Here is a 13852-nt window from a genome sequence, read left to right as displayed (position 1 = left end):
TTTTTGTAACGCATTGAAATTCTGGATTCCGGCTTTCGCTGGAATGACATAGTTTGCATTTATACGACTTTTGCAATTACCACTTCTTTTTAAAATTTCACCTGCGGGACAGCTTTTGCCGCAGCCGGAGCCGCAAAGAAAGCCGCTTGCTCAAACCCGAAGATGCCGGCCACAATGCTCGCGGGGAAAGAGCGAACGGCAACGTTGTAGAACTGCACAGCTTCGTTGTAACGTCGTCTTTCTACGGCAATCCTGTTTTCAGTCCCTGCCAGCTCATCCTGCAGGCGCAGGAAATTCTGATTCGATTTCAGATCAGGATATTTTTCCACCACCACCAGCAGGCGACTCAAGGCGCTCGACAGTTCATTATTGGCCGCGATCTTATCGGGTATCTTCCCCGCCCCGCCGACCCTGGCCCGGGCATTCGTCACCTCAATCAGGACATCCTTCTCCTGCTTGGCATAACCTTTTACCGTCTCCACGAGATTGGGAATCAGGTCATAGCGTCGCTGCAACTGGTTTTCCACCTGCGCCCAGGAGCTCTTGACCGTTTCATCAAGGGTCACGAATTTATTGTAATTCCCCTGAAACAATGAATAGAGAATGAAAACGACAACAAGTACAACAACACCGGCAATAATCAGATTTCTTTTGAATGTAGTCATGTGCTACCTCCTTTTTCAGACTTTCATCCTGTCGATCAGGGCCGAGATTTCAGCCATCTCCCCCTGATAGGATTTAAATAGTTGCTTGACTTCCCCGGCTGAAAACCGGCCCTTTCCTTCCCGAAGATCAATGCACCGAAGAAGTACATTGGAATTAATCGAATAGGCTTTCGAGAGAGCCGTGATCACCTCCCGCCGGCCGGACGGAATTTCAGCACCCTTGAGAAACAGTAAGGCCTTGAATAAGTGCATAAAGGCACCGAGGGAAAGGCCGATTAGCTGCTTGAGTCCCCTTTCCCCGCCCTCGCACTCCAGAAAACCCTGCCTTAGATGGAACATCTTTCCCTGCAGCTCCCTTTCCAACTGCAAACGCAAATCACAGGGAAGAAGCGTCAGCCCGGCCAACACATCAACGCCGAAAAGCAGACGATAATTAAGCTTCATCGTTAACAATTCCACGGGATAGGCGTCAACGGAGGAGGCAATAGAAGCCTGGGACATGAAAATCGTGGCCACCTTCTTTTTCCGCCATTTCCCGACCACGTAAATGACCCGTTCCAGATCGTTGAGTCCGGCCTCGGTAAGGGTAATCAGAACATTAACGTCCGATTTCCCGGGCACATAATGGCCCGTAGCAGCGCTTCCGTATAGGATAAGCGAAACCAGATCCTTTCCCAGAGCATTCTGAAAATCTGCCGTTATTTCAGCAAATATATCCTCCGGCTTATTGATCTTCCCTAACATGAGCAGCCTCCTTCCCTATTAAAAATCCCTGCTTGAGCCACCACCACCGCTAAAGCCACCGCCAAACCCCCCGAATCCCCCCCCGCCAAAACCGCCGGAGCCCCCACCTCTGCCACCGCCGCTCATCAACATTATGATCAGGTAGGGCAATAATTCCCGGCCAGGTCTCGTACCGATCAGCAGAGCCAAAACGATGATTATCAGGATCACCGTGAAAAGATTTATGCCCCGCCGGGGTGCGGTTTCCCGAGGCGCCGATAAGGACGGAACTCCCGTAAGGGTGACCCGGGCGTCTCTCGCTATCACCGACGCCACTGCGGCAACGCCCTTAGTCAGCCCTTGACCGTAACGCCCGGCCTTGAGGTCGGGAAGCACATATTTATCGAGAATCTCTCCCGTCAGGCCGTCGGGAAGAATACCCTCTACTCCATAGCCGGTTTCAATGCGGACCTTGCGTTCCTTCTGGGCCAGAAAAACAAGCACTCCCCGGTCCTTCCCCTTTGCTCCTATTCCCCAGGCCTGGTAGAGGCGATTTGCGTAATCATCGGGGGAATTGTCGCCGATGCTGGCCAGCACGGCCACGACAATGGAAGTGCCCGTTTTTTCCAGCACCTCGCGGGACACATTTTCCATCGTCTGCACCGAAGCTGCATCAATGATCCCGGCAAAATCATTGACCGCGCCCCGAGGCTTCGGGAAACCGGCTTCGGCGCCGAGAGCAGGGCTGCAAAACAGCAGGCCCAGCAACACTATGGAAAGAGTAATTTGCCTGTTAAGGTTTGTCATAGCTCTCTTGTCTTCCGCTCAGTCAAATTTTTATCTGTCCGGGAGCCGACATTTAGTAAGTTAGAGAAAGCGGGGATTAATTTTCCAGATCCGTTTCCCGTCTGATAATAATCCTGGTCACCCGGAGTACTTCCTCCAGGGTCGTCACCCCCTGCAAAACCTTCTCGGCACCGTTTTGCAGCAAGGTAGTCATCCCTCTCCTGATGGCCAGATCGCTGATCTGATTGGAGTCGGAAGTCTTCAGAACCAGCCGCTTGATGTCTTCATCCATAATCATGATCTCAAAGATGGCCGACCGTCCCCGGTAGCCCGTGTTCATGCAGGCCGGACAGCCCTTCCGGATGTAAAGGACATGGTTGCGAAGCATCTCCTTACTGATACCGACATTGGTCAGGGATTCGTCATCGGGGGTATAGGCCTGTTTGCACTTCGGACACAGGAGCCGTACTAACCGCTGGGCTACCACGGCGATGACGGCAGAGGTGACCAGAAAGGGCTCAATGCCCATATCTATCAAACGCGTTACGGCGCTCGCCGCATCATTGGTGTGCAGTGTGGAAAAGACCAGATGGCCCGTCAAGGATGATTGAATGGCGATCTCCGCCGTCTCGCGGTCGCGGACTTCCCCGACGAGAATGACGTCCGGATCCTGGCGGACGATGGATCGCAGACCCGCGGCAAAGGTCAGATCAATCTTGGGATTAACCTGGATCTGCCCGATGCCCTCGATCTGATACTCGATCGGGTCCTCGATCGTGATGATGTTTATCTCCGGTTGATTGATCGTGGTAAGGGCGGCGTAAAGGGTGGTGGACTTGCCGCTCCCCGTCGGACCGGTAACGAGAACGATGCCGTAGGGCGACTTGATCAGGCGATTAAAAAGCCGGATGGACTTGGCATCCATGCCCAGATCAGCGAGTTGCATGATGGACGATGTTTTATCGAGCAGACGGAGAACTACCCGCTCCCCAAAGGCGGTGGGAATGACGGAAACGCGGATATCCACGTTGCGATCGGCAATCTTTATTTCAATCCGGCCGTCCTGCGGCATCCTCTTCTCGGCAATATTGAGCTTGGCCATGATCTTGACCCGGGAAACCAAGGGGGATTGAATCCTACGGGGCAGGCTCAAAATATCGTACAAAATACCGTCAATACGATAGCGTATCTTAAGGGCATTCTGGTAAGGTTCGATGTGAATGTCGCTGGACCGGTCTCTGATGGCCCCGGAAACGAGCAGGTTGACTAACTTGATTATCGGCGCCTCGCTCGTCTCATCGAGCAGGTCCGCCGTCTCCTCAATCTCGGAGATAAGACGCTCCGGGGTCTCGTCCGTCATTTCCTGGAAAAATTCTTTCGCCGAACTGCGACTCAGATCGTAGGCCAGATTAATGGCGGCGATAATCGCCTCCTGGCTGGAGAGTACCCAAAGGGCATTGTCTTTGCCGAGTACCCGGCAAAGGTCATCAACAAACTGAAAACGAAAGGGATCGTTGACGGCGACGACGAACCGGTTGTCATCGGGGGCCGCCAGGGGCACCATCTTGTACTTTTTGAGATACTGAATAGGAAAGAAATTAGTAAACTCCGGGTTGATGTTTTCCACGGGCAGATCGGACCAGAGGGGGAGATGGAAATGAGCGCTGAAGATATCCAGTACCTGCGCCTCCGTGAGTAATTTTTTCTGCAGGAGCAGTTCCAACAATCCGGAACCATTAGCGCGGCAGGCGGTCTTGATTTCCGCCAGGGCTTCCTCCGTCAGGCCGGCCTGGATGAGACGGGCATCGAGAGACAGTGATGCGGCACCACTTCTTATTGCCAGCGGTTTCTGATCCACCGTTTCGTTTATTATTTCTGAGTGTGCCATTCACTTTTCACTATTTACTTTTTACTCTCAGCATCAGGGGCTTTCGGCGTCGCCTTTTCATTCATTTTGATAACCCCGTCTTTAACCTCCCCCATCTGATCTTTCTTCACCTTGTAGAACTCGGCGGCGTCTTTTTGCGTCCTGATGATGTGGGGGGTGATAAACACGTAGAGATTGGTTTTGGCCCGATTCTGGGAAGCGGACTTGAAAAGCCAACCCAGGATCGGGATGCTGCCCAGACAGGGAAGCTGGTAGGTGGTATCAGTGGTTTCGTCTCCCACCAGGCCTCCGATGACGATGGTTTCCTTATCTTTCACGACCACGGTCGTCTTCGCCTGTCTCTTCAGGGTTGTAGGACGCGCTTCAGCCGCTCCGGAGCTAACCTTATCAACCTTCTGGTCGAGCTTCAGGCGCACGAAGTCCTCGGCGTTGATATGGGGCGTAATTTTGAGCGTCACACCCACATCCTTGTATTCATAACTGCTGTAGTTGATGCCTCCCGCCACTGTCGAAATGCCCGAAGTAGTGTCCTGCCGGGAAAGATAGGGAACGTTTTCTCCCACGTTTATCTCCGCCTCTTCATTGTCCAAGGTCATGATCTGGGGCGTGGAAAGAATAGAGATATCGGTATCATTCTGGTAGGCCTGGAGCACCGCCCCGATGCTGGGGAACATAACGCCGCCGATGGTGATGCCTGCTCCAAGCATACCCAGGGAGAAACCTGGCGGAAAAGACACGGAGCTGCCGGTAGTACCGATGTTCACGTTGGGAATCGCGTTGTAAGCGCCGGACGTCCCCATGCCGCCGGAACCGATAAAGGCCGCACTGCCGAGTCCTCCCAGGGCGGTGGTGCTGGTAGTGTCCTTGATACCGCGCCATTCTACTCCCACCTGAAAGTTCTTGGAGACTTTTACTTCCATGATCAGGGCTTCGATATAGACCATGGGACGGGATACATCCAGGCTCTGGATGACGTCTTCCAAGACCTTATAATCATCACTGGTAGCCGTAATGATGAGCGTATTGGTGGCCTTATCGGCCACTATCTGCACATCTTTGGACAGCAGCGGCGATTTTCCCGCCGCCGCCTGGCCCGGTATGCCCGGTGCGCCGGTTGTACCCTTGGGTATATTCATTAACACCTTGGCCAAATCTTCGGCCACAGCATTCTGGAGCCGGTAAACCTTCAGTGTAGCCGCTCCCTTGGGAATCTCTTTATCCATAAACTCAATTAGTTTTTTAATCCGATCCGAATCCATCGCGCTGGCCGCCAGGATAACGGCATTCGCCCGTTCATCGGCCACCAGCCTTATCGGGGATAGAGAAGTCCTTCCGGGCTGTGGTTGGAAGAGCAACGTCAGCGATTTGACAACATCCGCAGCTAAGGCCTTATTGAGGGGCACATAGGAAATCTGGCCCGCCATTCCTTCCACATCCAGGGCGGCAATAATCTCCATTATTTTTTGAATGTTGGAAAGATAATCGGTTATTACGAGCATCCCTGTGGGAGGATAGGACATGATAATGCTGGTTCGCGAGATGAGCGGGTCGAGCACCTTTTTGACCTCATCGGGGTTGGCATTCTCCAGGGAGATTATCTGCGTCACGATCTTGTCTCCCTGGTTGCCGTCCTGCTTGCCTACCAGGGTTTCCAACTGTTTTTCTCTCGCCTGCAGGGCCGGCACGATCTTGATCACGTCGGCGGCGGTCACCGTGGCAAACCCGTATACTTCGAGCACCGACTCAAATACTTTGTAAACCTCATCTAGGGAAATTTTTCGCGGCGAGATGATGGTAACCTTACCCTTGACCTTTTCGTCAATGACAAAATTCTTGCCAGTGAGTTCGCTGACAAACTTGACGAAAACCTGGATATCTACATTGTCAAAATCTATGGTCACATACGGTGTGGATTTGGCTGCCGGTTTCTTGGTCTCGGTTGCAGCAACAGCCGCAGGAGGCAGAGCCGCATTGCCGGAAGCCTTGACGGCAGGCGTCTGCCCAAGTCTGGCGGGGAAGGTTCCCGGAGGCGGCACCGCGGGGGCATCCTTTTTTTCCTGACGTTTGACAACCGGAGGGCTCTGGTCAGGACGGGGCGCTGCGGCGGCCGGCGCAGTCATGGTCGGAACCGGCACATCCTCGCCGGCCACACGGGCCGCCGGTAAAAGAGAGGGGCCGATAAAGTGCGCCGCCCAAAAGAAAGCTGCCAGCATCATTGTTTTTTTCAGTTTGTATGCCATCACTTTACCAATTCTTCCGTTATTTTAATAAATTCCGGTAATGACTGCATCTTCTTGAAATCATTATCCTGTTTAGCCCATTTCTTGACCTGAACGTCAATTTTAACCGCCCTTTCTAAATAACTCAGGCTGGCCCGGACGTTGCCTGACTGGGAGTAAAGGCAGGCTAAATTGTAGTAAGGATCAACATAGCCAGCCTGGATCGCCAGCGCTTTGACAAAAAGTTCCATGGCTTCTTCCGGGCGCTTTTGCGTCATATAAAGCACTCCCAGATTATTCAGGGCCTGTACATGCCGCGGATCGTAGGAGATGGCCTGTTGATACAGACTCTCCGCTTCCTTCCATCGCTTGCCGCGCTGAGCGGCCAGTGCTAACTCGTAAACCTTCGCCGACCGGTCTCTGCGGGCCGAATCCTCCCCAGCGGCTGCTGCCGGCCATGTTAACTGCTCTGCAACAGTTGCTGCCTGCGGAGGAGACACAGCCACAGAGCTTTTAACCGTCGGGGTTGTTGCCGGGTAAAAAAACCAGCCCGCAACCGCCAGTATTCCCAGGATAAGTACGACCGTCGCCGGGAAAGCGAATACCCGCCAACTCCTGGCCACAGAGATCCCATCCCGGCGCAAAGAAATAAAGTCGCCGTATACGGCGTAGCGGCTGTCCCTCTCTTTCTGAACCTTTCTTAAGGCGTTGTTGATATAACTCATTTTCCTCTGTGTCAAGTCATTTAAGGAAGTTAAGAATAAGCAACCCCGTCAGTAGCAGCGCCAGCGACAAGATGATCCAAAGGGATGTCGGTGCAAAGCGATTTAACGCAGCTCGCCTCCCTTTTCTGAAAAAAAAAGTTTCTCCTACATCTTTGACGGCCTTTTTTACGATCTTCCGGTCAATGGCGCTGACATCTTCCGTGTAAGCAATCAAAAGCGCCCGGTCGCAAAGGGCGTTAATGCGCCGCGGATTGCCCTCTGAACAACGATAGATCAAATTATATGCCCCTTGAGAAAATTTGACCTTATCCATGCCGCCCGCCATAGTCAGGCGGTATTCAATGTAAATCTGCACGTTGGCCCGATTCAGCGGCTTCAGATCGTAGCGGACAGTAATACGTTCGTTCAACTGCCGCAGCGATGGCAGGGCAAGGAGTTCACCCAGTTCCGGCTGCCCCGTGAGAACGATCGAAAGCAGCTTTTCCCGGTCCGTTTCCAGGTTGGAAAGCATGCGGATCTGCTCCAGGACACTCAGAGAGAGATTTTGCGCCTCGTCAATCATGAGCAGGGCCTGCTTGCCGGCCGCATAGTTTTTCAAAAGAAATTCGTTCAAGGCATCAAGACAGCGTTTTTTCGTCTGTCGCCCCCTCTTCATGACAATGCCGAATTCCTGATTAATGGTTTGCAGAAGCTCCAGGTCGGAAAGGGCCGAATTGAAGATCAGCGCGCTCTCTACGGACCCGTCGAGCTTAGTCAGCAGCGTGCGGCAGAGAGTAGTTTTGCCGTTGCCGATGCCGCCCGTAATGAGCATGAACCCTTTTTTTTCATTGATGCCGTAGATGAGACAATTCAGCGCCTCCTGATGTTGGGGACTCAGGTAGAAATAGTGCGGGTCCGGATTTAAATTGAACGGGTTTTCCTGCATGCCGTAATATGACGCGTACATACCCACACCGCTATTGGAAAACGTATTGAATGTTTTGCTGCTGGCCGCCCCTCTTGATCTTGAGTGTCAGGGAAGACCCCGCCTTCATGGAATTGTAAAGCGCCGTCATATCATCGGCGGTCACCAACCGGCGATCGTTGGTTCCCTGGACAATGTCGCCTTCGGTCAATCCTATTCTTTCGTAAATGCTGCCGGGTTTGATATTGGTAACCATGAAGCCGTCCGGTACGCCATCGGCATAGTAGGGTCTGATCTGGGCCTGGCTGAGCATGGTGCCCATATCTTTAAGCGAAGCGTCAACTTCACTGCGGGTGACGACCATGGGCGCGGCGCTCAGGGAGCCCGCCGCCGGCGGCCCACTGGGGCGCGGCGGCAGCAGGGGGGCTTGATTGGTATCGGCCATCTTCAATACTCTCTCTTTATCGCCGACCAGAAAAGTAACGGCATTACGGGTGATCTTGACAACTTTGGCGCCGGCTACAACGTTGCCCACCTTGTAGAGCAGTTGTTTGTTTTTCCCTTTCTCTTCAATGATGGCAAAACCGTCCTTCCCCGTGCCCGCCACGGTGCCTTTTACCTCCAGAACGGTAGCTAAATAAAGCCCTTCCGCGGGCGCCGCCGCACCATAATTTTTATTGGCGGCTGCTTTTTCAGTCGAACCAAAAAGATTGCGCTGGGGAATAACCGTATAAGCATCAGCCGGCTCTTTCTTGGAGGTGTTTAAGGACGCGGCTTCCTCCACCGCCGGCCGGGGGGTTATTCCGCTCTTCAGCAATTTGAAGCTCAATAAGTCGTAGCCCACCCCCACCAGGGCATAGGTGATCGCGGTAATCGCGAGCAGGACGAGCAGGTAATGGTATTTTTCAACTATTCTCATAGATACCTGGTTTTCGCATTACCGATGGTACCGGTAATCGTCAGGGTCATCTTCTTGTTATTCATGGCCGCAAGTTCCATCGTGCCGGTCAGGCTAATTTCGCTGTTTTTAAAATCGGGGTTCAAGACTATATCGCCCTTCAGGGAAAGATTTATCTTGTCACCCGTCAATTTAAGTTTGTTGATCTTCAGCAGTCCGCCTTTGAGCGTTATCTGACCCTCGGCCCGGCTGAAATCAATCCTGTCGAAACCAGAGATTTTCTCCACCAGTTGATAAGTTCCGTTTTGGACATTAAAATCGAACTGGCTGTCAGATCCGCGGTATGTATAGACGCCGCTCAACTTCCCGCTGATCTGGCGGCCTAATCTTTCCTTCAGATAGGCGATTTTTTCCAGATTCAAGTTTTCCAGCTTTATCTCGGCGCTGGTCGGAATCTTATCCGGCAGTAAATTGGGGAAATTTACCCGCCCCTGCATAACGCCACCGTAAGCCACGGCATTCATTGCGAAAGATGAACGTCCGACTAGATAGCCTGTCAGGCGCGGCCTCACTCTCAAGCTTTCCAGGCGGACGTCCGACGCCTGGTTGTCCTTGAAACTCAGGAGGACGTTTGCCATTTTCAGACCGGGCGGGAAACTCGGTGATACTGATGTGAGGGACAGAGACGCCGCGGGATAGCGCTCCGTCATGGTGTCCAGCAGGTAACTCCGCACCGCCTGGTCGGGGAAACGGACGTAGAGGAAGAAACCCAGGACAACAAAGGTAAACAATATATATAATACAATGCTCTTGCTTTTTTCCATCATTCTACTGGCCGGCAACTTTCGTTAACTGAAACGTCACCGCCTGAACCTGGGCGGACAGGTACTCGGGGCTTTCCGGCATTTTTGCCAGCGCGATCTTCTTTACCCGGATTAGTTCCTGTGGTGCTTCCAGCAGATAAAGAAAATCCGTGATTTGTTTCAAGGTGATTTTCTCCAGCCTTATATCTGCAGGCAATTCTTCGTAGGGCCCGGAGATGGCTCCCTTGGCGGCATTGATGCTTTTTATGTTGGCTTTCACGCCGGCGTCTCCAGCGATCTTCTCCAGATGCGAATAAAGAGAAAAATTCTGAGGCCGCCGCGCCAGCGCCTGTGGAATCCTTCCCGCCTGTCGTTTGAGGACTTGATAATCCCTGGCCAACAGCATCATTTCCCTGAGCATCTTTTCGTTGTTGCGAATTGCCTGATTAAGCGTTTTTTGGGCATCCACAAATGGCAGAATAAGTAACTGAATAAGAAGCATAACCAAAACCAGCCCGGCACCGCCCGCAACAGTCAACTGCTGCCGCTTCGATAATCTATCCCAGAAAACCTTCATCTTTGCGCCTTCATTCTCAGATCGAATTCCACCTTATCGCCCTGTTTTACTAAGTTGGTAGCGCCGATCTGCAGGTCAGTGAAATACTTTGATTTGGCCAGCTCTCTTTTCAGTGCATCTACAGCGTCAAAATTTTTTACCGTCCCTTTGATGGTCAGCCGGTCATCGTCAAGATTGAAGCCCGTAATCAGCAACTCTGTCGGCGGCGGCGCCAGCGCGGAAATATCTTTTAAAAGGTCCAAAACGGTTGCACTGCCTTCCATCCCCCCCAGGCCGGCGGATATTTTCCTGGCCTCCGCAATCTTCACCTTAAGCTGCTGCACGGGATCAACAATGCGGGTAATCTCTGGCGACGCACCCTTGAATACCGCACTTATCTCCTTTTTCAAGTTATCAAGACGCAGTCGGGCATAACGATAATCCAGATAAGAGTCCATGGCCAGAAGGAATACGGCGCAGGCCAGGACGGCAGCCCCCCTCTTCAGGGCCAGGCTGAATTCGGTCCGGTTGGCCATGCCGGCCGACTTTTGCAGCGGAAAGTTGAACCCCCGTCCGGTTGCAGGTCGGTGGATTGCCAGGGCCAGGGCCTGATTCATTATGACCGGCTGCCAAGCCTCCCTGATTCCTTCCGGCAGCGTTACCCCTTCGCTTTCCGCCACATCCATTGTTTCCACGGGCAGGGAAAATGAACGCGCCATTTCCTCCTTGAGGCCGCGCTGGAGCGAACCGCCGCCGGTCAGTATGATCCGCTCCAGACCATCCTCCATACTCCCGCCCCATTGCATGAATTCCATAGTATTGGCGAGCTCCTGACATAGTTTTCGGCAAGCGCCACCGGCCGCTTTGTCATCAGGGCCTTGTTCGCTGTGCCGGCCTGCCGCCGAGACCTCTCCCTCCGGTCGAGATGACAGTAGGGAGTCATTCTTACGTGCCAATAAGGCTTCGCCAAAATTATAGCGCCGCACCTGCAATATTTTATCCCGTTTTAGAAAGACGGCCACTGTTTGTCCGGCTCCTACATCCAGCAGCAGGCCGGAACCGGTCAGTGCCTTGCGGGTCGCCAGCAGGGAGGCCACCGCCAGGGTAGCGATACCGATCACATTGATTTCGGGGGGATTTTCTCCAAAAAGGGCGAGTCGTCCCTGCACAACGGCGCGCGGAACCACCGCGGCCAGTATTTCCGAATGATGGTCCGAATGTTGGAACTGCCTGATAATATTGTAGTCCAGGAGGGAATCATCCATGCCCTGGGGGAGCATGGTTTCCAGTTCAAAAGCAATTGTCTGGCGGATCTTCTTTTCCTCCCGGAACGGGAGTTTAACGTTGTGAAAGGAAACCGCATTTGCCGGCAGTGAAAGGTTGATCCGTACCTGGCGATAGTCAATCTTTTCTCCCAGAGATGCCAGCGCCTGCGCTACGCTCCCGGCAATAGCCCCGCTATCGTCAAAAGCCATGTTCTCAGCCATTTCGACCCTGAATCCGGCGCGCAGGCTGTTAGATACAAGAACTGCCTTCAGGGCGCTGTTACCAATATCAATGCCTAATATTTTCTCCGTCATTACTCGACATTCCAGGATATCAGTTCTGCCGCGCCGCGCTCCTGAGCCCTCTTTATCGTCCCGGTGACCGTCTGCTTCATCTTGCCTAACATCCCCGTAGAAATAACCGTGAAATAACTGCTTTTTACGGTCAATAAATTGTAACTCATGTTGATCCCTTGCAGACCCGGTATCCTCCGGTACCAGTTGACGTCGGCCAGATCATTGCCCTCCGTCCTCCGGTAGATATCCATTTTTGCGATATTCTCCACCGATAAATCAGGAGAAAGAGCTCGCAACACTAATTTAGGCGCCGTATTGATATTTATTGCTCCCTCGCCATACACCGTCAAGCAATCCTTCAGGGCGGGGATTTCTTTCGTACCGTAGTACAACTCTTTGGTGACCCCCCTTACCATCAATAGTTCGTCAATGCAATCCAGAAATCCGTTCTTCGCAGTATATGGGTTGGCGAGGTTATGGTAATAGGAGCCTTCCGCGCCCAGCCCCGTTACCTCGTCATCCTTGTCTAACCAATCCTTGATCGCATCCACGATTTCACTTACCCGGCCCGCTTCCAGCTTGAACTCGGGCAGGCTCAGGAGACGGACCAGCAAATCCTTGACCGGTGCGTTATAAGCATTGCCGGCAATCAATTTATTGATGGGAATCTTGCCCGCTTCATCTTCAATCAGGACCTGAAAAGAACCTTGCCGAAAAAACCCCTCCGACTGTGCGGAGAGAAGTTCCAGCCTCGCCCAAGTCTCGGTCAGGGCATCGAAGTTGTTCTGATCTTCCGTAAGCAGGGCTTGCCCCCCGTTGAATCCTGATTTGGCAACATAATAAAGCCGGATGCCGTCGCTTAAATTGGCTGTGCCATAAAGCCCATCACGGGTCGAGCGGTTAAATTCCACCGTCAGGGCGATAATGACGCTGACCATGAGGATCACTACAATCAGGGCCACACCGCGGTTATTGAGAATATTTCTCATCGTTGTGATAATTTCATTTCCCCTTTTATGGTTGTACCGCAGCGGCAGCGCCAGCCGGCAGAAAAACACTGGTAGCAAATCTGTAAGGCCGCTCCTTGTCCTGCGGATTTACAAGTTTCAATTCGATGGAGGCCATGGCCGGGATTTTGTTTTTCTCGCCCGTCGCACCGGCGATGGAATCCCAGGAATCATGACCCTGCCCTGAACTGTCGGTAAATTTATAGGTCAGGGAATACAGCCCTTCACAAATGACAAAACCCGGTCTCTCCGGTACTTCGCTACCCGCCTCGACACTGGGCACATCCCTCCGCAACAGCCTGACACTGCCTTCCGGCCCGTCCTCATCCACATAATAGCTGATTGCGGCCAGTGTGCCCGAGCTCTCATTTTCCACCCAGCTCAGGTGCGCCCGGGAGGTAAAGGCAATATCCATGAAATTGGCGCCGGCGGTCTCCGACGCCCGGGAAACAAACCTAAACGTGCCGCCGGACATCGTCACGGCGCTCAGATCTTTGATAATTCTGAGCATCGTGTTCCTCGCCACCCCGTAAATTTCACCATCTCTTTCGGAATCATGAATAATCTGGAAGGTGCCCCGATAGGCGGCATATACGGTGGACAATACCGTAGTCAGGATAAAAACGGCAATCAGGATCTCCAGCAGGGTAAAGCCCCTTTTATTTCCGGACAAACCTGTAGAGTTCGAGGTGATAGGCATTATTGGTTACCATTATGCTGTTGGTGACGATGACATCAATCTTCTTTAGATATTGAAAAGCCGTGTCCTTAACCTCAACCCGCCATAGATAATCGGGGAAATCCTCCCCAAAGCCGCCGCTCCCATCGCTGAGCTCCTGCGGCTTCAGGCTTTCCATCTCCGCCATTTTACCCTGGGCCAGCAGGGATGCCGTAGTAAGAAAACGTGCCTCACTGGCCATGGAGACGCTCTGCGACTGGGAGCGAAAGACCGCCACCAGAGAGATCGCCAGGATCGCCATGGCAATCATCACTTCCAGCAGGGTAAAACCTTGCCGGCACTGCAAATTTCGTTCGAGCATATTTTTACCCCGACATATCCCTTGACAAGCAAAAACAGCCCCCTATACTCCCCCCACGAAAAATGAATTTCTTATC

At 52.8% G+C, this 13852-nt stretch carries 14 protein-coding genes; all 14 read right to left on the bottom strand.

Translation table 11 applies throughout. The features are described from left to right. Positions 1-89: 89 nt before the first annotated feature. Complete coding sequence (locus NT140_09405; protein MCX5832085.1) at positions 90-665, bottom strand: LemA family protein; 576 nt, start codon at positions 663-665, stop codon at positions 90-92. 15 nt (positions 666-680) lie between these two features. Then, on the bottom strand, positions 681-1409 hold the full coding sequence (locus NT140_09400; protein ID MCX5832084.1) for a hypothetical protein: 729 nt from the start codon (positions 1407-1409) through the stop codon (positions 681-683). A gap of 18 nt (positions 1410-1427) precedes the next feature. Next, positions 1428-2195: a TPM domain-containing protein gene (locus tag NT140_09395; GenBank protein ID MCX5832083.1), complete on the bottom strand. Its 768-nt coding sequence runs from the start codon at positions 2193-2195 to the stop codon at positions 1428-1430. Positions 2196-2271: 76 nt separating this feature from the next. After that, positions 2272-4062: a type II secretion system ATPase GspE gene (gspE, locus tag NT140_09390; GenBank protein ID MCX5832082.1), complete on the bottom strand. Its 1791-nt coding sequence runs from the start codon at positions 4060-4062 to the stop codon at positions 2272-2274. Between the two features lie 14 nt (positions 4063-4076). After that, positions 4077-6302: a type II secretion system secretin GspD gene (gene gspD, locus NT140_09385; protein MCX5832081.1), complete on the bottom strand. Its 2226-nt coding sequence runs from the start codon at positions 6300-6302 to the stop codon at positions 4077-4079. Further along, entirely contained in the window at positions 6302-7006 is a 705-nt protein-coding gene (locus NT140_09380) for a tetratricopeptide repeat protein (protein ID MCX5832080.1), read from the bottom strand. Before NT140_09380 ends, gspD begins: the two co-directional genes overlap by 1 nt. A 16-nt stretch (positions 7007-7022) precedes the next feature. Then, positions 7023-7952: an AAA family ATPase gene (locus NT140_09375; protein MCX5832079.1), complete on the bottom strand. Its 930-nt coding sequence runs from the start codon at positions 7950-7952 to the stop codon at positions 7023-7025. Between the two features lie 10 nt (positions 7953-7962). Beyond that, positions 7963-8829, bottom strand: coding sequence for a PDZ domain-containing protein (locus tag NT140_09370; GenBank protein ID MCX5832078.1), 867 nt, complete (start codon positions 8827-8829; stop codon positions 7963-7965). After that, positions 8826-9635: a type II secretion system protein GspN gene (gspN, locus tag NT140_09365; protein ID MCX5832077.1), complete on the bottom strand. Its 810-nt coding sequence runs from the start codon at positions 9633-9635 to the stop codon at positions 8826-8828. The genes NT140_09370 and gspN overlap by 4 nt, the downstream gene beginning before the upstream one ends. Position 9636: 1 nt before the next feature. Beyond that, complete coding sequence (gene gspM, locus NT140_09360) at positions 9637-10188, bottom strand: type II secretion system protein GspM (protein MCX5832076.1); 552 nt, start codon at positions 10186-10188, stop codon at positions 9637-9639. Beyond that, positions 10185-11747 (bottom strand): type II secretion system protein GspL, encoded by a 1563-nt coding sequence (gspL, locus tag NT140_09355; protein ID MCX5832075.1) that lies wholly within the window; start codon positions 11745-11747, stop codon positions 10185-10187. Before gspL ends, gspM begins: the two co-directional genes overlap by 4 nt. After that, positions 11747-12787, bottom strand: coding sequence for a type II secretion system minor pseudopilin GspK (gene gspK / locus NT140_09350; protein MCX5832074.1), 1041 nt, complete (start codon positions 12785-12787; stop codon positions 11747-11749). Before gspK ends, gspL begins: the two co-directional genes overlap by 1 nt. After that, entirely contained in the window at positions 12744-13436 is a 693-nt protein-coding gene (locus NT140_09345; GenBank protein MCX5832073.1) for a prepilin-type N-terminal cleavage/methylation domain-containing protein, read from the bottom strand. The genes gspK and NT140_09345 overlap by 44 nt, the downstream gene beginning before the upstream one ends. Continuing rightward, positions 13396-13776: a type II secretion system minor pseudopilin GspI gene (gene gspI / locus NT140_09340; protein MCX5832072.1), complete on the bottom strand. Its 381-nt coding sequence runs from the start codon at positions 13774-13776 to the stop codon at positions 13396-13398. The genes NT140_09345 and gspI overlap by 41 nt, the downstream gene beginning before the upstream one ends. Positions 13777-13852 lie beyond the last annotated feature (76 nt).

The sequence above is a fragment of the Deltaproteobacteria bacterium genome (assembly GCA_026388415.1).
In the GTDB taxonomy this organism is placed as follows: domain Bacteria; phylum Desulfobacterota; class Syntrophia; order Syntrophales; family JACQWR01; genus JAPLJV01.
The sequence above is the reverse complement of the archived record's forward strand: the minus strand, read 5'-3'. Positions and strand labels throughout refer to the sequence as shown.

Bases quoted from the DNA above. Each gene is read 5' to 3' on its own strand.
- NT140_09405 (MCX5832085.1), bottom strand. From the start codon at position 665: ATGACTACATTCAAAAGAAATCTGATTATTGCCGGTGTTGTTGTACTT.
- NT140_09400 (MCX5832084.1), bottom strand. From the start codon at position 1,409: ATGTTAGGGAAGATCAATAAGCCGGAGGATATATTTGCTGAAATAACG.
- NT140_09395 (MCX5832083.1), bottom strand. From the start codon at position 2,195: ATGACAAACCTTAACAGGCAAATTACTCTTTCCATAGTGTTGCTGGGC.
- gspE (MCX5832082.1), bottom strand. From the start codon at position 4,062: ATGGCACACTCAGAAATAATAAACGAAACGGTGGATCAGAAACCGCTG.
- gspD (MCX5832081.1), bottom strand. From the start codon at position 6,302: ATGGCATACAAACTGAAAAAAACAATGATGCTGGCAGCTTTCTTTTGG.
- NT140_09380 (MCX5832080.1), bottom strand. From the start codon at position 7,006: ATGAGTTATATCAACAACGCCTTAAGAAAGGTTCAGAAAGAGAGGGAC.
- NT140_09375 (MCX5832079.1), bottom strand. From the start codon at position 7,952: ATGTACGCGTCATATTACGGCATGCAGGAAAACCCGTTCAATTTAAAT.
- NT140_09370 (MCX5832078.1), bottom strand. From the start codon at position 8,829: ATGAGAATAGTTGAAAAATACCATTACCTGCTCGTCCTGCTCGCGATT.
- gspN (MCX5832077.1), bottom strand. From the start codon at position 9,635: ATGATGGAAAAAAGCAAGAGCATTGTATTATATATATTGTTTACCTTT.
- gspM (MCX5832076.1), bottom strand. From the start codon at position 10,188: ATGAAGGTTTTCTGGGATAGATTATCGAAGCGGCAGCAGTTGACTGTT.
- gspL (MCX5832075.1), bottom strand. From the start codon at position 11,747: ATGACGGAGAAAATATTAGGCATTGATATTGGTAACAGCGCCCTGAAG.
- NT140_09345 (MCX5832073.1), bottom strand. From the start codon at position 13,436: ATGCCTATCACCTCGAACTCTACAGGTTTGTCCGGAAATAAAAGGGGC.
- gspI (MCX5832072.1), bottom strand. From the start codon at position 13,776: ATGCTCGAACGAAATTTGCAGTGCCGGCAAGGTTTTACCCTGCTGGAA.